Raw genomic sequence first — 18,210 nt, 5'->3', positions numbered from 1 at the left:
GTTGTGCCTGGGGTTTCAAGGGTGCCATCCTATAAAAAATTTATAAAACCCTGATGAGTCTTGAGATCTAGGGTAAGGTGCTGAACCAGGCAATTCAAACTAGGCAAGATTTATTTGGTGTTGTACCATTCCTTCGCTAAGATTCTACGGATACTACTCAGGGTGATGGCGGGTTTTCTCAGTGAAGTAAGTTAATGTTGACCTCTCCTCCTTCTCATCAAGTCAACCTCGATCAGGTGGCTCACCAGCTTAGCCAACGTTTGCAAGCACAGCAGCCGATGGTGGCAAACTGGCGCATTCGCCTTTCTACCCGGCAAGGGGCTTTGCTGGTGTTAGAAGAACATGCTGCCACAGAGGAGCCAGAAGCGGCAGATGCTTTGGCGGCAACGGCAGAAATTTTGCGATCGCTGCTAGACCAGATTGCTCGCACCGAAACCTCCTTAGCGGCTCACCTGCCAGCAGATGATATCCCCATCCGCCTGTACCTGCGCCGCCTGGGAGAGACGCGACCTTATCTAACGCGATCGCTAGTTTGGCGCAGATCTGATTTTTCAGCGGCGGCGCTGGCTGAAGCGGTAGCGCTAGGTGAAGAGACATCCACCTCATCTGATCTGACGGCTCACACCGCCTTAGTGCCGTTTTACGCTTCTGAGCTATCGCCAGACGCTGTGGCGGATGTGGCGGATCAGCAACTTCCTCAGGGGCGGCGCTGGCCTATGCCCTTCCCCCTTCCTCCTGGTTGGCTAGTGGGTACGGTGGCAGGGGCTATGCTGCTACTGGGATTCGGCTATAGCGTTACTCGTCCTTGCGTTGTGGGTCGTTGTGACCGAGTTTTGACGGCGGCTGTTCTCAGTGAAGAAGCCTTAGATAGCCTGAAGGTGCAGCCTTCGCCAGCAGATGTGTTGCAGGCTCATACCAAGCTAGAGTCTGCCGTGGCTATTTTGCAGCCCATTCCCCCTTGGTCGCGCCATCACACAGCCGCCCAGGCTGCTAGTGAGGTTTATCAGCAAGAGGCTGATGTGTTAGCGCAGGTGATTGCAGCGCAAAAGAGCGCCACCCTAGCGGCTGAAAAGAGCCAAAATCCGCCCCATGCTGTGGTTCACTGGCAGGTCGTTGAAGAATACTGGCGGCAGGCGATCGCCCAGCTAGAACAGGTACCGACCGACAATTTGGTATATGCTTTTGCCCAAAAGAAGCGGCAAGAATACGAAGCAAATTTAGTAAAAACCAGCGATCGCGTTGCCGCTGAACAGGCCGCTGCTGCCGCCTTAGAGCAGGCAATTGAGTCTGCCCAGTTGGGGCTGCACCACATGGAAACGGCTGAGGCGCTGCCAAGCTGGCAGGTGGCTCACCGAGAATGGCAAACGGCGATGAATCAGCTACGCCGTATTCCTCAGGGAACGATGGCCTACGCCGATGCTCAAGACCTGCTGACGACCTATCGCAACAATTTTATGGAAACCCGCGATCGCCTCAACCGCGAACAACTTGGCAATCGCGCCTATACGCAGGCCACCCAGGCAGCCCAGCGAGCGCAGCAGCTAGAACGGCAAAATCAGTGGACTTTAGCGGTACAAAACTGGCGACAGGCTTTAGAGTATGCTCAGCAAGTGCCTTCAGACACTTCTTTTTCAGCCAATGCCCAAACGTTGCTAGATCCCTATCGGCTCTCGCTCACACAAGCTCAGCAGAAGCTAGCAGGCGTTGTCGGTGTGCAAAAAATTCAGCAGCAACTCGATCAAATCTGTGGTCCGACGTCTCGCATTTGTCGCTACCGTCGGCTTGGCGATCGCGTCCGCATTCATGTGATTGCCCTCTATGCAAATGTGATTGAGCAAACCTTTAGCGATCCGCGTTTAGCAGGGTCGCCCCAGATGACCCCAGAAGTTGCTCGAAATACGACTCAATTGCTACAGCAAGTAGCTGAACTAAGCCGTACTGCTCAATCAGAAATTGAAATCTACGACAGCAAGGGCGCTTTTATTGTGCGCTATCGTCCTGACTTAGGCGGCTTCGTCAAGCACTAGGGCACAACCGCTGTTGAAGTTGGTTTCTAGCCGCTTGGGCTAACGCTGGATAGGGCGATCGCAGCTCAACAGGCTGCTAGGGCAACACTAACTGAGCAGCTTTGTTAAAAAACTGACGGGCAATCCCCTGGGTAACTAACACGGCAGTTAGCAAATCGGCAAAAGCCAGCATAAACATAATCAACATTTGATAAAGGGCAGCGTTTAGCGGATCAACGCCGCTCAGCAGTTGTCCAGTAATAATGCCGGGTAGCTTAACGATGCCCACAACCATCATGGAGTTAATAGTTGGAATTAAGCCCGCTTTGATCGCTTCTTTGCGGTATTGGGCGATCGCCTGATCAGGCGTAGCCGCCAAGCTTAAATGGGTTTCAATTTCTCGTCGCCGTTGCTTAATCGTGCTGACCAAGCGATCGCCTGCGATCGCCGCGGCGTTCATAGCATTGCCCAGCACAATACCTGCCAGCGGAATAAGGTATCGCGGCTCATACCAAGTCTCTGGGCGAATGACGGCTAGACTGGTGTAGCTCAGCGTCAGCAAGGTACTGGTGAGTAAGCAGCCCCCCACAATGGGCAACAGGCGGCTGAGCTTTTTGCTGATGCGGTTGCGAGCCACCAGTGTCGCTGTCGTCAGCATCACCAGCAACACCAGCAAGACGGCAAAAGGGTTGCGCCATTCAAACACGACGGCCAGCACATAGCCAACTGCCCCTAGCTGTAGCACCGTCCGCGCCGTTGCCATCGCCAGGTTGTTAGTCAGCCCTAGCCGTTGCCAGCTTGCCAGGGCGATCGCGGCTGCCATCAACCCTAAAGCCCAAAGCAGGCGTAGCAGATCCAGTTCAACCAACGTATCTGTATTCAAAGCCGTATGCTGTGTCAGTGCGTTTCTATCTTGGCAGGCTAGCGGTTGGTTGCAAAGATGGCTAACAAAATTACGCTAGCCCGCGTTTTTAAAGATTCCCTTTGAAGATCAAGTTTGAAGTTCTGCCTAACATCGGACGTCGAAAAAGCTGATTTTCGCTTTACTGGGAAGCAACACTTACCGAGAACGCCATTGCCATGCCTGATACTCCCCGAATTGTTTCGCTGATTCCTAGCGCCACCGAAATTGTTGACTTGCTAGGCTGGCGCGATGCACTGGTCGGGCGCTCCCATGAGTGCGACTATCCAACGGCAATTCAAGATCGGCCTGTTTGTACTCAGCCTAAGTTTCAGCCGATAGGAACGAGCCAGGAAATTCACGACCGTGTCATGAAATTGCTGCAAACCGCCCTTAGCGTCTATGACGTCAAAGTTGAAGTCCTAGAGGCACTAAGACCGACCCATATTCTGACGCAGGCTCAGTGTGAGGTATGCGCGGTTAGTTTGGCCGACGTGGAGCAGGCGATCGCTGAGCTAACCCACAGCCAGCCGCAGGTTATTTCTTTAGAACCGACGGTTTTAGCCGATGTTTGGCAAGATATACGGCGGGTTGCTCAATGCATTGGCGGAGAAACAGCCGCGGCTGAGGCTGAACAGGCGATCGCCGCCTTGCAGGTTCGCGTTCAGTGCTGCCGGGATAAAACAGCGTTTATTGCCGAGCGACCGACGGTAGCCTGCATTGAGTGGCCTGAGCCGCTAATGGCAGCAGGCAATTGGGTGCCGGAACTAGTTGAGCTAGCGGGCGGTCGTTGCCTCTTTGGCACCGCTGGCGAACAGGCTCCCTGGCTAGAATGGTCAGCTTTGGTGGCGGCTGATCCCGACATTATTGTGGTTATGCCCTGCGGCTACGATCTCGTCAAAACCCGCCAAGAACTTGCCCCCCTCACCCAAACACCCGAGTGGGACAACCTCAAAGCTGTCAATAGCGAACGGGTTTACCTGACCGATGGCAATCAGTATTTCAATCGGCCAGGGCCGCGTCTAGCTGATTCACTAGAAATTTTGGCAGAAATTTTTCATCCCGATTTGTTTGATTTTGGTTATCGTGGGCAAGCGTGGCAAAAGTTGTAATATCCCTGCGAGGTAGGGGTGGCTGAGGCTCGCCATCGTCACGCTTTTGTTTGTTTCAGCCTGCGTTCTATGCCTAAACTCAGTCTCCGTGGCCGCTTATTTTTTTCCTACCTGTTGGTGATGGGTATTGGCATTGTTACCCTGGCGGGCTTAGGCTGGCTTTATGCCCCCCGGTTATTTGTCGTTTCGCTAGAGCGCATTGAAGGCCGGGGCTTTCGGATTCAGCAAATCAAAACGCAGTTGGTTAAAGGTTTTGAATTTGCTTGGACACGAGCGATGTTCTGGTCTATTGTCATGGGCGGAACGACCGCTGTGGGTTTGAGCTATTGGATGTCGCGTCGGATTGTCCGCCCCCTGCTGCAGCTAGAAGCTGTGACTGAAAAGTTTGCCGCAGGTCAGTTTGACGAGCGAGTTCCCAGTTCTGATATTCCAGAGCTGAGCCGCTTAGCTGCTAGCTTCAACCGCATGGCGACTGAGATTGAAGGGGTGGAGCAGCGGCGACGAGACTTAGTCAGTGACTTAACCCACGAATTGCGAACGCCGCTTACAATCGTGCGGGGCTATTTGGAAGGTTTGGCGGATGGGACGTTGGATCCCTCCAGCGAAATCTATCAGCGGCTCACTCAAGAGACGATTCGACTGCAGCGCTTAGTGAACGATTTGCAAGAGCTATCCAAGCTAGAGGCGGGCTATTTGCCGATTCATATTCAACCGTTTAAGCTGGGGTCGCTTTTGCAAAATTTGGTACAGCGTTTTTCAGATCAGATTTCTGATGAGCAACCGCTGAGTCTACACCTTGACTGTCCGGCGACCTTACCTTTGGTAAAAGCCGATCCAGAACGGGTTGAGCAAATTATGGTCAATCTGCTAAGCAATGCATTACGCTATACGACCAAGGGTGAAATTACCGTCAGCAGTTGGCTAGAAGAAGGCCGAGTTTGGATTGCTGTTGGTGATACGGGTGAGGGGATGGCGGCGGCTGATCTACCCCATGTGTTTGAGCGCTTTTGGCGAGCCGATCGTTCACGCGATCGCCATTCAGGGGGCACGGGCATTGGCTTAGCTATTTGCAAGCGACTGGTGGAATTGCAGGGTGGGCAAATTAGCGTCGAGAGTCAGCTAGGGCAAGGAAGTCAGTTTCGGTTCTGGCTACCGACTGTACCCAAACTGAAAACGATGAAAGCGATATAGCCTATCAGCCGATAGATTTTAGACATCTACCCAAGAATTCTATTGGTTTTGGCTATAGTTGAAAGGGGTATTCTTTTTGGCCATCTGAGTATCGGTAGCAATGCAGAAACCTTCTCCATCCCAACTGTCTGATTTTCAGACTTCTGCTCACCGGAACAGTCAGCTCAGAAATCTTTGTCGCTCTGGTCAGCTATTTCGCGATCGCTACCGCATTTTAAAAGTGCTGGGCCGAGGCGGATTTGGCGTTACCTTTTTAGCTCAAGATGCTGCTTTGCCGGGTTCGCCGCTCTGTGTCATTAAACAGCTTTCGCCCAAAGTTAGAAATTCGCTTTCGTTAGAACGAGCCAAAATTCGCTTTCGCCGCGAAGCTCGCATTTTGTCTCAGCTAGGTAGCCACTCTCAGGTGCCTATGCTGCTCGACTATTTCACCATCAAGGGTGAATTTTACCTGGTGCAAGAGTTTGTTCAGGGAGATACCCTAGCTAGAGAAGTACGACGCTCTGGTATTCACAGCGAACTGCAGGTCAAGCAGTTTCTCAAAGAGATTTTGCCTGTCATCCAGTACATTCATCACCAACGGGTGATTCATCGAGATATTAAGCCGCCTAACATTATTCGCTGCCGTGACTATCAGCGGTTGGTGCTGATTGATTTTGGCGCGGTGCGAGAATGCCTAGCCGAAGCGGATGAAGCAGGCTACCGGGCACCGACGACCCAGTTTGTCGGCACCATTGGCTTTGCCCCGCCAGAGCAGTTAGCGCTTCGACCCACTTATGCGAGTGACATTTACGCGTTAGGCGTGACCTGTCTCTATTTGCTCACAGGCCGATCGCCGATTGAATTTGATACCTACGCCGAGTCAGGAGAACTGCGCTGGCAAAAATCGGTGCAGCTTAGCGCCCATTTTTCGGCAATCTTAACCAAGATGCTAAAGCCTGATGTCCGCGATCGCTATCAGCAAATTGAAGAGGTGCAGCGGGCGCTGGAGTTGGAACCTTATTTTAGTAGTCTGTCAGACTGCCTGAATACTCAACCCCGCACCAATCCGGAGATAGACACCGATGAACTGACGCCGATGGATAGCTATTTGACCCCTATTCAGCGACGGGCGGCGGCTATTCGGAGCTGGCGATCGCGTCGCAAATCTAAAGAAGCTACCAGACCTCGGCATGGTTTGCCCAGTAGCTTGTCGTTTCCGCTCTAGTGGTTTCTATTACTCTCCAAGAGCCACTTCGACGGCTGCAAGCCGCTGACAGAAAAGCTTTCCTTCTGCTGCTCTCTGCCCCAAGCTTTAACCTTTTGCCAGCCTTTAGTTATCCAAAGGCTGGACACGGCTGATGACAAAGCCGCTTTTAGGCAAAGCTGGCATTCTTGACAAGTTGATGCTGAGGTTTTGGTTGGGCACAGCGTAAGTGACCGAATTAACCAAAAAATCTAGCGACATTTCCAGAATGCGAATCGTAATCCATTCACCTGCGCAGCGATGATTAATATAATGGTCGCCACCGCCTTGGGGGATAAAGCTAAAGCTGTTTTCAGGCCACTGCCGAAAGCGATCGGGCTGAAAGGCTTCGGGTTCTGACCACAGGTGCGGATCGTGGTTGGTACCGTAGAGGTCTAGCAGGACTTTAACCCCTTGGGGAAAATGGTAATCTTGCCAGTCAAACGCTTGGCGAGTGCGGGCTGAGGCAAAAGGAAAAAAAGGATAAAACCGCCGAACTTCTTGGGTAAACAGTTTGGCGTAGTCGGGTTCTTGGCGTAATGCCTGCTGACATTGCGGATATTTGTGCAACGCTAAGGCGGCAAAGGTAATGTAGCGGGCGATCGCCACGGTAGGGCGCAGCACGTTCAGCAAGTCTACCGCAGCTACCTTTTGATCCAGAAGTTCACCAGCGGCGTTGCGGTGCCAAGCAAAGGCGTAAGCAGCGCTATTTTCAGGAACGTCTAAGGTATGGGTACGAATTTTTGCCAAAATGCTTTCTAGCCATTGTTCTGAGCGTTGTCGCCCTAAACGAGCGCGCCAGTGACGCGGGCCGACGCCTCCGGAACCATCAATCATGGCGGCTAGATCTTGCGTGCGCTGATTGACTGCTGCTGCTGCTAGGGGGACACCTGCCCAAGCGCAGACGGCCTGACACAGTAGGGTTTGCGCTCCATAGAGCAAGACGACTTGGTCTTCTTTTTGCCAGTCTGTGGCGGCTGCCTGCCATTGCTGCCGGGTTAGCTCGGTTAGCGCAGCCATGTGTTCGGGTGTCATCAGCGACATAAAAATTTGTTTGCGCTGTCGGTGGGTTTCTCCATCTAACCCCTGAACGCCACCTTCGCCCAGCAAGGTTTTTTGCACCCGTTTGGGGGCAGCATTTTGCCGCGAAAACTTTTCGGTGTCATAAAAAACTTTAGCGGCGGCTTCACCTCTAAAGCAGATGGTTTTTTCGAACAAAAGCCGGGTTTGAAAAATCTCAGATTGATAGCGATCGCAACGATTAGAAATAAAGCAGTAGCCTTCGGTGGCCAGTGCCAGCGTGCTATCGATGGCTCGATCGCGGGGAATTGCGCCCATAAAGTCTGTGGCCTCATCTAGCTAAGGAGGCGATCTGTTCGGGCAGCGCTGCGATCGCCTTATTGCCGAAATCCTAGACGGCTAGCTTGTAAATTAAATCAACCTCGTAGTGGATGTGGAGCCAGCGAGTAGGCAACAGCGATCGCGTTTGCAAAAAAATTACATTTGGATGTGATATTGACATTGAAAATTGTCAGGGTTAGCATGGGGGACATGAGTACATTGCAGCAGATTTCTCAACGTGACCCGCAGTGGTCGCTGGAAGCCTTCGTCGATATCGCCAATGCCCTTTTGCCCCAGTTTCTCCCGGCTAGCGAGTCGCGGCGCAGCGTCGAGGCGATCAACCCGCGCCTGGTGCGTCACTATACGACCCAAAGCCTAATCGATAAACCCTTAAAGGAGGGACGCGAAGCCCGCTATACCTATCGACATCTGCTGCAACTACTGGTGGTGCGTCGTCTGCTGGCAGAAGGACTCAGTGCCAGCGCTGTGCAAACCCTAATGGAGACTAAACCTAATCCTGAACTGGAAGCTTTACTGCAAGGGGGTATTCAGCTAACGGTAGAAACGGCCAATCCGGCGCTAGCGTTTCTTCAGCAGGTGAAGCAGCGATCGCAGCCCGCCGCTGCGCCCAGTGCCTTTGCCCCCGCCGTTGCCCGTTCGCCTCAGCGCTTGGGAGATTCTGCTGCCCCAACGCAATGGATCCGTCTAGAAATTGTGTCTGGCTTAGAAATTCAAGTTCGCCAAGACTTTGCCTATCCTGTCAGTCTGCAAGAACGCGAGAATCTGCTGCAATTGATTGCTCAACGACTGGCTGATTTAGCACCCTAACTTAGAAGAGGTCTGCACGATGACTTTACCCACCCTTGAGCTAATTCCGATGCATGGGGCGATCGCTGCCCATCGCTCCACAACGCTAGATGTGTTGATCAAAATTTCGCCGCCAGCAGTTCTGGCTACCGTGACCCGCCCGCCGCTTAACCTCAGCTTGGTGATTGATCGCTCTGGTTCAATGGCTGGGCCTAAGCTCGACTATGCCAAACAAGCAGCCTGCTATGCCATCGAGCAGCTTTTGCCCAGCGATCGCATCAGCGTCGTCTTGTTTGATACCCGGGTGCAAACGGTTGTTGCCAATACCTTAGCTACTGACAAGCACCGCATTTTGCAAACTATCCGCGATATTCGGGCTGGTAGCTCCACCGCATTACATGCGGGTTGGGTAGAAGGGGGAATGCAGGTCAGCCAGTACCTCAACCCCGAACACCTGAATCGAGTTCTTTTGCTGTCTGATGGTTTAGCCAATGTGGGCGAAACCAATCCCGATGCGATCGCTCAAGATGTTCATGGCCTGTCGCAGCGCGGCATTGGTACCTCTGCCATGGGAGTGGGCAACGACTATAGCGAAGATTTGCTAGAGGCTATGGCCCGCAGTGGGGATGGCAACTTCTATCACATTGCCTCGCCAGATCAACTGCCCCATATCTTTCAAACTGAACTACAGGGACTGGTTGCAACGGTTGGCCAAAAGGTCAGTTTGGGTCTTTCCCCCCAAGCCGGTACCACCGTTATGGACATCCTCAACGACTTTGATAAAACCGAGTATGGACGGTTGAAACTCCCGAATTTGGTAGTAGGTAACCCAATCACGGTAGTCGCGCGGCTACGGTTACCCGCCTTAGCGCAAGCAACTTCCCTTTGTCAGGTTCGTCTGGCCTGGGATGATCCGCAACAGGGCGGACGCCAAGTCCTCCAGGCGGCGCTGCAACTGCCTATTGTTGGAGCGGAACAAATGAGCGATTTTCCGGCTAATCCAGTGGTGCAGGAGCAGGTAGCCTTACTAATGGCAGCCCGAGCTAGACAAGAAGCGATCGCCAAAGCCGACAGCGGCGATTTAGCGGGCGCTGGTGCCGCCCTACGCAGTGCCAGTCAAGCCTTTAGCGCTATGCCCGCCTCGCCCCGCCTAGACAGCGAAGCCACAACGCTCAACGACCTAGCAACCGAGTTTGAGCAAGGTCATACTGCGGGTGCTCGGAAGAAAGCCTTTTCGCAACGGTTCAACCTGACCCGTAGCCGTCGCTTAGAGTGAACCCCATCCCTCGCCCGTTAAAAATTGCCCCAAATTGTGCCAGAGAGATCAGCAGATTTGTTCTCCCTTTCTTTCTGACCCCGCAACGCCTTCATCCTTTGCTAACCTAGCGAGAAGTAGTACGGACAGGGCGCTATGGCTGAGCAATTTCTTAGGGTGATAGAGGACACGGTTTTTAAGCTGCGACCTGAGCAGACTGCTCAGCTCAGCGAACAGGAACAGTACGCGGTGGCAGCCGGATCAACCTTTGAAATACAGTCTTACGCTTATGCAGACGCTACGGGTGATTTTAACGGCCATGTCCGATTCGCGCTAGCCAATACAGCGATTCAAGGTTTTAATACCTGGTACGCCTATAGCCTGCACATTCAAATCGATTTTGATGGACAGGTGGTTTATCCCAATGAAGATCAAACGGCTATTCCTATCCTTAGAATTACCCGTAGCACCCTGCTCAAGCGTCGGCCTCTAGATGCGGCCATGCTGCCTGAAGATGAAAAAGCCGCTGCTGCCCCTAATCAAAGCTATGCGCTGCTGGCTTATGCCTATGCCGATACCCAGGGTGACTTTAGCAGTCACATTAAGTTTACCTTTCGCTATCAGCAAGACTATATTCGAGGGTTAAACACCTGGTTTGTCTACGAAAAACATGCTTACGTTGAATTTGATCGCCAGGTTGTTTATCCGCCCGAAGACCCCAATGCACCTGTACTGCGTATTACCGCAAATACGCTGCTGAAGCGTCGCCCGCTTCAGTCTACGGCATTGTCTAGCGAAGAAACGTACTCAATTCCGGCAGGCACCGTTTTAAAGCTGCATTCTTATGCCTACGCCGACGCCAACGGTGACTTTAACAATCACATCAAGTTTGCGCTGCGCTACGAGCAAGACTACATCAAGCAGCTAAGTACCTGGTATGTGTATGAAGGACATGCTCAGGTCGAGCGCAACGGCAAAGTTGTTTATCCTCTGCCGCAGCCGACGACCCCTTCTACCCCTATCTATACAGGTAGAAGCTTTAAGCTGCCGGGCAATATCAGCACGTTTTATAGCGATCAGCCGATTATTCCGGGTGGTAGCTTTACCTGGGGTGAGGCGACTAAAGACGGAACTCGCATTCCGCCTACTGAAAATATTGTGAACAATATTATTGGTCTGGCGCGGCAATTACAGCGGGCTAGAGAGCAAATTGGACAGCCGTTTCAAGTAAATTCCTGGTACCGTCCACCTGCCGTCAATCGGGCGGTCGGCGGCGCTTCTCAGAGCTACCATTTAACCGGCAAAGCGGCAGATTTACAAGTCGAAGGCTATAGCGGTCGGCGCTTAGCCAATGTTGTGATGTCTTGGTGGCCAGGTGGCATTGGGATTTACAGTACAATCCCCAATCTGTTGCATTTAGATACGGGTCCCCGTCGCTTTTGGGGGTTTTAATTAAAAAACCTCCAGAATCTCTGGAGGTTAACCATAGTGAGACTGCATTTTCAGCTAAATCATTAAAGAACCCTTGACAAAATCTACGGTACCTTATTGACCGAAGCCAGCATCTAGCCATTCTGAAAGCGGCTCTCCTGTAAACGGCTGTACCCCAGTATTTGGGTAAGCATCGTCACTGGGACTGAAGATCCGCCCGATCGCTTCAAGCAAATACTGAAACACACCGTTGATGATTCTAAAAATGTTCATGCAAACACCTCGAATTAAAGAGATGACCGGACAAAAGGAACATCCAAACCTGTAAAAAGCCTTGGGGTCTAGGTGCAGAAAAGGGCTTTCTGCTTACGCTTAAATCCTATCGTAAGTAAGTGAGAAAAATGAATTGTAGACCACTTTTCTTAACACGAAATGGCTAAAAAACGATAACTTTAATGTGTTTTTATTTTCTCTATGACAAGATTGATACAAATTCACAAATAACGACATATTCAGTATGGTTTGACCTACCGTTGCTGGCGTGATGGCTGCTTGACCGTTATCGCTGTGCCACTAGGGTCGCAACCCGTAAATTGCTGAAAGCTGCTAAGAGAAAACCTTTCATTCTACTTTTTGTTTTTGGCCTGCTGACGTTAGCGACAACCTTTCAAATAGTTGATGTGATGTCTCATCAAATTAGAAAAATCATTGGTCTAGGCTTGGTGGCGATCGCAACTTTGAGTCTAATCTCAATTTTCGACATCACCCCTTTTTCTACTGCTTCGCTACCAGCGTTGCGATCGCGACCTATTCACACCGTTGCTCAAGCTTCAGAGCGCTTTGCCCAGGTAATGCTAACCGCCGATGCCGATCGTTTGGCGGCGCATGTCGCAGCGATCGCTTATCCTCGCTTTGATGAAGTCGATCGTATCCGAGCCAGAGGCTATCTGATTGAACAGTTAACGTCTTTTGGTTGGCAGGTGCAGCTAGCGTCTTTTGCAGAAGGGACTAACCTGATTGCTGATAAACCGGGCACCGATGCTGAAGCTGGGAGGCTAGTAGTGGGTGCCCATTTTGATACGGTTAAAGACTCTCCTGGCGCTGACGACAACGCTAGCGCTGTTGCTGCTTTGTTAGAAATTGCCCGCTTATTTGGTCGCCAGTCACATCCGCGATCGCTACAGCTTGTCTTTTTTGACCAAGAAGAAAGCGGACTGCTCGGCAGCTTAGCCTACGCCGAAAATGCGGCCAACCTGGACAAGACAATGGGCGCAATTATTTTGGAAATGCTGGGCTATAGCTGTGATACGGCAGGCTGTCAGCGCTATCCCGGCGATCTGCCCTTTGCCTTACCCAGCGATCGCGGTAACTTTATTGGCGTGATTGGTGACTTAGGTCATCCAGAGCTTTTGAGTGCTTTTCAAGCGACCGAGCGGGCTAATTTGCCCCCAGCCATTACATTGCCGATACCGCTTAGCCCCAGCTTGCCTGCAGACCTGCTCCGGAGTGACCACGCCCCACTATGGCAAAAAGGTATCGGTGCCGTGCTGGTCACCGATACCGCTAATTTCCGTAATCCTCATTATCATCAGCCTACTGACACGGCTGAAACCCTCGACTTTCAGTTTTTAACCGGGGTGACTCAGCGCGTCATTGATGCCGTAGAACTGTTGCTAAAAGGCTAACAAAAACTAAAAATTGCCTGCCTATATCGCCAGCGAAACTCGCTGGGGTAAAGCCAATTGAGCGCAGTGCGTGGTTAAAACTGCCGAGGGTTGCCAACGTTTGTTTTCTATGGCTTGCGACAGTTCAGGCACCTCTTGCCAGCAGTGTTGGCAAAACCAGTAAACTTTATTGTGCCGGATGTGGCGGAGCACATTGCTTGAGCAGTAAGGGCAAGACGTCATAGCAGCCTCAATTTGTTAAAACAGTTTTTGTGTTCGAGTGTTCACTTTGAATCTACAGAGCCAAATGGGCGCTTCTCGCAAAATCGCGTTTCGTTGCCAGCGCCATTTGCATGTCCACTTGCCCTAGACAATAGGGGGCAAATCTGAGGAACTGGTGAGGATGTCTAAAGCGAGTGGTACAGTTTGTAAATATCTAAGAACTTACGTAACTTGCTCAGTCGCAGCGGCTCTTTAACCATTCGCTGATCTTGCTCACGCTCATACTCTCAAGACAATCTAAAGCTGAAAAGTCTGCAAACCAATGAAGCTCAATTTTCAGAGTGTCTCGATTGAGTCTTTGCCTGCAATGGTAAGCCTCTAAAAAGAAGACTGGCTTAATCTGCTTAGCGTTGAGGGTAAGCCAAGAGTTGCTAAGATGGGGCTTGGACGCTTTAGGGCAAATTTTCAGTGGCAGTTAAACCAGACTGGCTCAGGGTCAAAGCTCCTCAGTGGGAGCGCGTTGGCAATGTCAAGGCGGTTTTGCAAGATTTGGGTCTCAACACGGTTTGTGAAGAAGCCTCGTGTCCCAACATTGGCGAATGCTTCAACGCTGGAACCGCTACTTTTTTGATTATGGGGCCTGCCTGTACCCGCGCCTGCCCCTACTGCGATATTGACTTTGAGAAAAAGCCTAAAGCGCTTGATCCAAGTGAACCGCTACGTTTAGCGGAAGCAGTACAGCGCTTGGGGTTAAATCATGTGGTGATTACATCGGTCAATCGGGATGATTTGACCGATGGCGGCGCGTCTCAGTTTGTGGCTTGTATTGCAGCTATTCGTCAGACTTCGCCGCAAACGACGATTGAGGTACTCATTCCGGATCTCTGCGGCAATTGGGCTGCGCTAGAAACTATTCTGGCCGCTCAGCCAGATGTCCTAAACCACAATACTGAAACGATCGCCCGCCTTTACCGTCGGGTGCGCCCTCAGGGCAATTATGCGCGAACTTTAGAACTGTTGCAGCGTAGCCGAGCGATCGCCCCTTGGATTTATACCAAGTCTGGCTTGATGGTGGGTTTAGGTGAAACGGCTGCCGAAGTTCAACAGGTAATGGCTGATTTGCGCCGGGTAGATTGCGATATTCTGACGATTGGTCAATATCTACAACCTAGCCCCAAGCATTTGCCCGTGCAGACATTTGTCACCCCAGAGCAGTTTGCCCAGTGGCAGCAACAGGGCGAGGCAATGGGATTTTTGCAGGTAGTGGCTTCGCCCCTCACTCGCAGCTCTTATCAGGCTGAGCAGGTCAGACAGTTGATGCAGCAGTTTCCGCGATCGCGCTCTTTACCCCTGTCATCGCCGCCGTCCAGTTGAGCTAAGCCTAAAGCAGCTACAGCGCTGAACTATCTCTAGCGCGATCGCTGTTGCTTAATCGGCTTAGTTCAGGCGGAGAAGACACAGGCACAACGCGATCGAAGCTGGTGTAGTCAATCGCCCGCCGCCCGTCGTCTGTCCATAGAAGAATATCTGCTAGTCGATAGCCCCACAAAATTTCTTCTGACACGAAAGAATGGCGAGCGTGAATGGTTTGAGAAACGGTTTCATCCAACCCTGTCAACGCGACGACAATCTCCGCATTAGCCGCCGCTAGTGACTCAGGTGTTTCGCCATAGAGTGGACTGCTAGGGTCAATCGGGTGCATAGCTGTCCAGGTTAGGGCAAACAGGGGGGTGTGGGAGCGGATCAAATGCAAGTCGTGAAACCGTCGTAGATGTTCGCCTTCTAGGGTAATTTCGTCGCGTACTAGCGTGACCCAAAGCTGAGCTTCGAGAATGCGGTTGCGCCGTTTATTGGCGGTACGAAACATCAGAGTGGGCACACCGTTGTGCAATGAAATAACGGCATAGTGGCTAAATAAAATGCGGGCTGTGGGCAGAGCAAAGCGGGTAAAAATTAGACCTGTTGCCATGGCAATAAACAACAGACCCACAAAGGCTTCGACAACCACCAGTAAATTGGCGTAGGTGGTTACAGGATGCATGCTGCCATAACCAATAGAAGCCATTGTCTGCACGCTAAAGAAAAAGGCTTGCATAAACGACCCGTCTGAATTGGCGATGCAATCTCCGCCTGCTAAATACGCGATCGCAAATAAAGCATTAATCAACAAATAAATTAGACTCAAAAGGCCGATAAAACCTGTCCAGGGAATGGTCAACAGCAGATGGTACAGATCGCGCCATTGAGAATGGGGATCGCCTAAACGAACCACATCGGGAACTTCTCCGTCCCGAACGACTAACCGTGAAGAAGGGCGGCGAGGCTGCTGTTTGAAAACCATATCTGTCTCCTGCGGGGAACTCTCAGCTTGACTCCATAAAGGGAAAGGGCACGGCGTCATCACGGTGCCCTTGGGGTGAAGTTGAGAAGGGGGGTAGCGTTGAATGCTTAACCTGAGTCGGCCATTGTCAGTTGAGAATCTTTAACAAAAGATAACATTGATAGACTGGCAGTGACGAGCGATCGCCCGTATGGCTCAGCGCTAGCGCTGCCGCCGCCTGAACTTTGTCACCTTCTTTTACGAGGGAGTAAACCCAAAGGATCTGTTTAGGCCAGCGATGGCGCGGTGGCCTGTTGATATTTCAAACTGCTTTAACGACTGAGCAGCCGCTATGGAGTGCTAAAGCGGAGGGTATAGCTGTAGCCACCCAAGTTTAGACACTTCATTGGCCGAAAGCCGCTGACAGAACAGCTTGCCTTCTGTCCTTAGCCCATAACCCTCTTCTCGCAACCTGGAGAAAATCTTGGGTTTCTTGTAGGCTAAAATGACGTAAATTCGTTAATTTTTTCCAGACTGACACAAGCGGCAGATGTTCTAAAGTGCGATCGCCTATGGGTACTCAATCCACCGCCAAAACGATTTTTTTGCTGATGGCTATGGTCGGCTGGCTGATTGTTGGCGCTTCGTTGATGTACCTGTTTCCGGTCATAGCCGATCAGCTAGTGGGTTCGGCGCAAACCCACCTGTGGATGACCAACCTCAGCCGTGGCAGCTACAATCCGCTGCTAGTGGGGGTCGGCGGCGGCCTTACCCTGTTAATTACCGTGCTGGGCCACTTTATCTGGTACCAGAAGTTTGAAGGCAAGCGATAGGCTCCGCCCTTACTCAACACTCAGCAGGATGCTATAGCGAGTTTCGCGCAGCGGGCGCACCTCCAGCAGGTAGTCGCCTGGGGTGGGCAGTTCTCCTGTCCAGGTAGCGGCCTCGCCCGTCATTGTCTCAATGACGTTGCCACCAGGAGAAACCCAGTTGATTTCTACTGCACCAGCTAAAATTTCAATGCTCAGCGATCGCTGAGCAGGCAAGTTAACCAGATAGCCATGCTCTTTACCCGTCGCTAAAGCGCCGCTAATGTAGGTACTGTCGGCTTCTGGGGCAAACTCCAGTCGCTGGGTAAAAGACTCGCGTGCGTACCCTGTTCGCCGCAGAAAGTCGCGCAGATCGCTAAAAAACTCGTCGCGATCGCTTCTTTGATAAGCTTGTCTGACTCGCTGCCAACCGTCTTCTGCTTGATCAAGCAAATATTTATCTGCCAGGTAAGCCGCTAAGATTGCCTTTTCGTATTCAGCGTAAATATAGTCATCTTCGTTGCTGTAAGGCTGCTCAAAAATTTCGCCCTGCCGTAGCCGCTGTAGTTCTTGCCAATGGGCATAGGCATCGTTATAAACGCGATCGGGAAAATCGCGCGTTACCTCTTCCATCACCCCAGCGCGATAGCGCCAAAACTGCACCGGGTAGCGCGAAGCCGCATAGGAAGCAAAAGCATAAGCAAAGCTGTCGTCGTGGCTCAGAAATTCGGGAATGCCGTCACCGTCTAAATCTTGAAGCTGATAGCCACCATTGCCCCAAAAATGTTCAACCAAGCGATAGCGATCGCTGGTCGCTTCATAGTCGTAAATCAGCGTTGACGAACAGCAATGTGCGCCCCCCGAATAAATTTCGAGCCGAACTTCTGGCTCTGCGTCGCCATCTAGGTCGCTAGCTGCCAGTTCAAAAGCCCGACAAAACCAACCATCTTCTAAAAGCTGAGGTGGAAAAAAGCCATCGCTGTAAGTCTTACCAGCGCGGGTAATGGTTAACTGGGGATTTTCAACACAAAAGTCGCTGGCTTCAGCTACAAACTCGGCGCTGACATTGCCAGAGGTGGTTGTTAATGACTCTGCTTCAATTTGAGCTTGGGCTAGATGGGGGCTGAGTCCGCTCAGCAGCAAACCTAACAAAGCCAGGTGGGGAACACGATGAGATAGCGACATAACTCTAAAAACCTAGTGCTGTTATTCTTTACAGCGTGTGAGCCGTATTTTCCGCAGCCTTTGTCAGGCTGAGCCTGATAGTTGACAGCTAGGTTGCTGGGCAAACCGAAGAAAGGCAGTCACCGCAGCGGAAGGATTGAACCACCGCTCAAACGGCTACCAAAAGTCTGTGGCGCTATAGCCCAGGTCTGCTAGCATTTCTCGCAGCAGCGGCATACTCAGACCAATAATGTTGGTGTGGCAGCCTTCAATTTTTTCAATAAAAAGACTCCCCTTGCCATCAATCGTAAATGCTCCAGCACAGTTGAGCGGTTCGCCAGAAGCGACATAAGCTTCAATCTGGCGATCGCTAACCTGTGCAAAAAATACTCGCGACACTTGAAAACGAACCTGTTTCTGCCGCTGGCGTGTATCAATTAAAACGTGCCCGGTGTAAAGTTCACCCACCTGCCCGCGCATCTTTTGCCAGCGGGCGATCGCGGCGGCTGCACTTTCAGGCTTGCCGTAGACTTGCCCCCCAAAAGCCAAGACAGAATCACAGCCTAAAACCAGCGCATCGGCAAACTGTGGTGCTACGCTTTCTGCCTTACTCAAGGCTAAGGCTTGTACCAGTTCAGCCGGGTTAGCCAGTTGAATTTGATCTTCATCAAAATGGCTGGGACAGACAAAAGGCTGAATGCCAGCTGCTACCAGTAGCTGCCGCCGAGCTGGCGAAGCCGAGGCCAAAACAAATTGAGGCATCAT

The 18,210-nt window shown here is 51.7% G+C and carries 16 protein-coding genes; 10 read left to right on the top strand and 6 right to left on the bottom strand.

The features are described 5' to 3' along the window. The first annotated feature begins 194 nt into the window (after positions 1–194). The gene (locus ACTS3T_RS06070) at positions 195–2,027 is read left to right on the top strand and encodes a hypothetical protein (RefSeq protein WP_377962657.1); all 1,833 of its coding nucleotides are present in this window, start codon (positions 195–197) and stop codon (positions 2,025–2,027) included. Between the two features lie 76 nt (positions 2,028–2,103). Here the strand turns inward: ACTS3T_RS06070 and ACTS3T_RS06065 are convergent, their stop codons facing one another. Next, a complete protein-coding gene (locus tag ACTS3T_RS06065; protein WP_377962654.1) occupies positions 2,104–2,889 on the bottom strand; it encodes an ABC transporter permease in 786 nt (261 codons plus the stop codon). A gap of 197 nt (positions 2,890–3,086) precedes the next feature. On the opposite strand from ACTS3T_RS06065, the gene ACTS3T_RS06060 reads away from it, so the two are divergent. From ACTS3T_RS06060 to ACTS3T_RS06050, 3 genes are all read left to right on the top strand, one after another. Further along, the gene (locus ACTS3T_RS06060; RefSeq protein WP_377962651.1) at positions 3,087–4,019 is read left to right on the top strand and encodes a cobalamin-binding protein; all 933 of its coding nucleotides are present in this window, start codon (positions 3,087–3,089) and stop codon (positions 4,017–4,019) included. A gap of 69 nt (positions 4,020–4,088) precedes the next feature. Continuing rightward, entirely contained in the window at positions 4,089–5,210 is a 1,122-nt protein-coding gene (locus tag ACTS3T_RS06055; protein ID WP_377962648.1) for a sensor histidine kinase, read from the top strand. Positions 5,211–5,310: 100 nt separating this feature from the next. Next, the gene (locus tag ACTS3T_RS06050) at positions 5,311–6,414 is read left to right on the top strand and encodes a protein kinase domain-containing protein (RefSeq protein WP_377962645.1); all 1,104 of its coding nucleotides are present in this window, start codon (positions 5,311–5,313) and stop codon (positions 6,412–6,414) included. Between the two features lie 105 nt (positions 6,415–6,519). Here ACTS3T_RS06050 and ACTS3T_RS06045 read toward each other — a convergent pair whose 3' ends face one another. Next, entirely contained in the window at positions 6,520–7,770 is a 1,251-nt protein-coding gene (locus ACTS3T_RS06045) for a cytochrome P450 (protein WP_377962642.1), read from the bottom strand. Positions 7,771–7,983: 213 nt separating this feature from the next. Here ACTS3T_RS06045 and ACTS3T_RS06040 point away from each other — a divergent pair, with 213 nt between their 5' ends. The 3 genes from ACTS3T_RS06040 to ACTS3T_RS06030 all read left to right on the top strand — a co-directional run bounded on the left by ACTS3T_RS06040 (position 7,984) and on the right by ACTS3T_RS06030 (position 11,287). After that, complete coding sequence (locus tag ACTS3T_RS06040) at positions 7,984–8,601, top strand: MerR family transcriptional regulator (protein ID WP_377962639.1); 618 nt, start codon at positions 7,984–7,986, stop codon at positions 8,599–8,601. A 19-nt stretch (positions 8,602–8,620) separates the two neighbouring features. After that, positions 8,621–9,856, top strand: coding sequence for a vWA domain-containing protein (locus ACTS3T_RS06035; RefSeq protein ID WP_377962637.1), 1,236 nt, complete (start codon positions 8,621–8,623; stop codon positions 9,854–9,856). Positions 9,857–9,991: 135 nt separating this feature from the next. After that, entirely contained in the window at positions 9,992–11,287 is a 1,296-nt protein-coding gene (locus ACTS3T_RS06030) for a YcbK family protein (RefSeq protein ID WP_377962634.1), read from the top strand. A 93-nt stretch (positions 11,288–11,380) separates the two neighbouring features. On the opposite strand, the gene ACTS3T_RS06025 is transcribed toward ACTS3T_RS06030, so the two are convergent. Next, on the bottom strand, positions 11,381–11,539 hold the full coding sequence (locus ACTS3T_RS06025) for a hypothetical protein (RefSeq protein WP_377962631.1): 159 nt from the start codon (positions 11,537–11,539) through the stop codon (positions 11,381–11,383). 410 nt (positions 11,540–11,949) lie between these two features. Here ACTS3T_RS06025 and ACTS3T_RS06020 point away from each other — a divergent pair, with 410 nt between their 5' ends. Together ACTS3T_RS06020 and lipA are read left to right on the top strand one after the other, a co-directional pair. Then, positions 11,950–12,951, top strand: coding sequence for a M20/M25/M40 family metallo-hydrolase (locus ACTS3T_RS06020; RefSeq protein ID WP_377962628.1), 1,002 nt, complete (start codon positions 11,950–11,952; stop codon positions 12,949–12,951). A 669-nt stretch (positions 12,952–13,620) separates the two neighbouring features. Further along, positions 13,621–14,526 (top strand): lipoyl synthase, encoded by a 906-nt coding sequence (gene lipA / locus ACTS3T_RS06015; RefSeq protein WP_377962622.1) that lies wholly within the window; start codon positions 13,621–13,623, stop codon positions 14,524–14,526. A gap of 16 nt (positions 14,527–14,542) precedes the next feature. On the opposite strand, the gene ACTS3T_RS06010 is transcribed toward lipA, so the two are convergent. After that, on the bottom strand, positions 14,543–15,493 hold the full coding sequence (locus tag ACTS3T_RS06010) for an ion channel (protein ID WP_377962620.1): 951 nt from the start codon (positions 15,491–15,493) through the stop codon (positions 14,543–14,545). 551 nt (positions 15,494–16,044) lie between these two features. On the opposite strand from ACTS3T_RS06010, the gene ACTS3T_RS06005 reads away from it, so the two are divergent. Further along, positions 16,045–16,305, top strand: coding sequence for a hypothetical protein (locus ACTS3T_RS06005; protein ID WP_377962617.1), 261 nt, complete (start codon positions 16,045–16,047; stop codon positions 16,303–16,305). A gap of 9 nt (positions 16,306–16,314) precedes the next feature. On the opposite strand, the gene ACTS3T_RS06000 is transcribed toward ACTS3T_RS06005, so the two are convergent. Both ACTS3T_RS06000 and ACTS3T_RS05995 read right to left on the bottom strand, forming a co-directional pair. Further along, positions 16,315–17,466: a hypothetical protein gene (locus tag ACTS3T_RS06000; protein ID WP_377962614.1), complete on the bottom strand. Its 1,152-nt coding sequence runs from the start codon at positions 17,464–17,466 to the stop codon at positions 16,315–16,317. A 156-nt stretch (positions 17,467–17,622) separates the two neighbouring features. Continuing rightward, on the bottom strand, positions 17,623–18,210 hold the full coding sequence (locus ACTS3T_RS05995; RefSeq protein WP_377962611.1) for a Maf family protein: 588 nt from the start codon (positions 18,208–18,210) through the stop codon (positions 17,623–17,625).

Origin of the sequence: Almyronema sp., assembly GCF_052168255.1 — a bacterium.
Lineage (GTDB): Bacteria > Cyanobacteriota > Cyanobacteriia > Phormidesmidales > Phormidesmidaceae > Sphaerothrix > Sphaerothrix epifaneia.
Note: the sequence above shows the minus strand (reverse complement) of the source record. Positions and strands in the feature narration are given on the sequence as shown.

Excerpts from the sequence above, each read along its gene's own strand:
- ACTS3T_RS06055 (WP_377962648.1), top strand. The coding sequence starts at position 4,089 with ATGCCTAAACTCAGTCTCCGTGGCCGCTTATTTTTTTCCTACCTGTTG.
- ACTS3T_RS06020 (WP_377962628.1), top strand. The coding sequence starts at position 11,950 with ATGTCTCATCAAATTAGAAAAATCATTGGTCTAGGCTTGGTGGCGATC.
- ACTS3T_RS06025 (WP_377962631.1), bottom strand. The coding sequence starts at position 11,539 with ATGAACATTTTTAGAATCATCAACGGTGTGTTTCAGTATTTGCTTGAA.
- ACTS3T_RS06045 (WP_377962642.1), bottom strand. The coding sequence starts at position 7,770 with ATGGGCGCAATTCCCCGCGATCGAGCCATCGATAGCACGCTGGCACTG.
- ACTS3T_RS06035 (WP_377962637.1), top strand. The coding sequence starts at position 8,621 with ATGACTTTACCCACCCTTGAGCTAATTCCGATGCATGGGGCGATCGCT.
- ACTS3T_RS06030 (WP_377962634.1), top strand. The coding sequence starts at position 9,992 with ATGGCTGAGCAATTTCTTAGGGTGATAGAGGACACGGTTTTTAAGCTG.
- ACTS3T_RS06040 (WP_377962639.1), top strand. The coding sequence starts at position 7,984 with ATGAGTACATTGCAGCAGATTTCTCAACGTGACCCGCAGTGGTCGCTG.
- ACTS3T_RS06070 (WP_377962657.1), top strand. The coding sequence starts at position 195 with ATGTTGACCTCTCCTCCTTCTCATCAAGTCAACCTCGATCAGGTGGCT.
- ACTS3T_RS06050 (WP_377962645.1), top strand. The coding sequence starts at position 5,311 with ATGCAGAAACCTTCTCCATCCCAACTGTCTGATTTTCAGACTTCTGCT.
- ACTS3T_RS05995 (WP_377962611.1), bottom strand. The coding sequence starts at position 18,210 with ATGATGCCTCAATTTGTTTTGGCCTCGGCTTCGCCAGCTCGGCGGCAG.
- ACTS3T_RS06010 (WP_377962620.1), bottom strand. The coding sequence starts at position 15,493 with ATGGTTTTCAAACAGCAGCCTCGCCGCCCTTCTTCACGGTTAGTCGTT.
- ACTS3T_RS06060 (WP_377962651.1), top strand. The coding sequence starts at position 3,087 with ATGCCTGATACTCCCCGAATTGTTTCGCTGATTCCTAGCGCCACCGAA.
- ACTS3T_RS06005 (WP_377962617.1), top strand. The coding sequence starts at position 16,045 with ATGGGTACTCAATCCACCGCCAAAACGATTTTTTTGCTGATGGCTATG.
- ACTS3T_RS06000 (WP_377962614.1), bottom strand. The coding sequence starts at position 17,466 with ATGTCGCTATCTCATCGTGTTCCCCACCTGGCTTTGTTAGGTTTGCTG.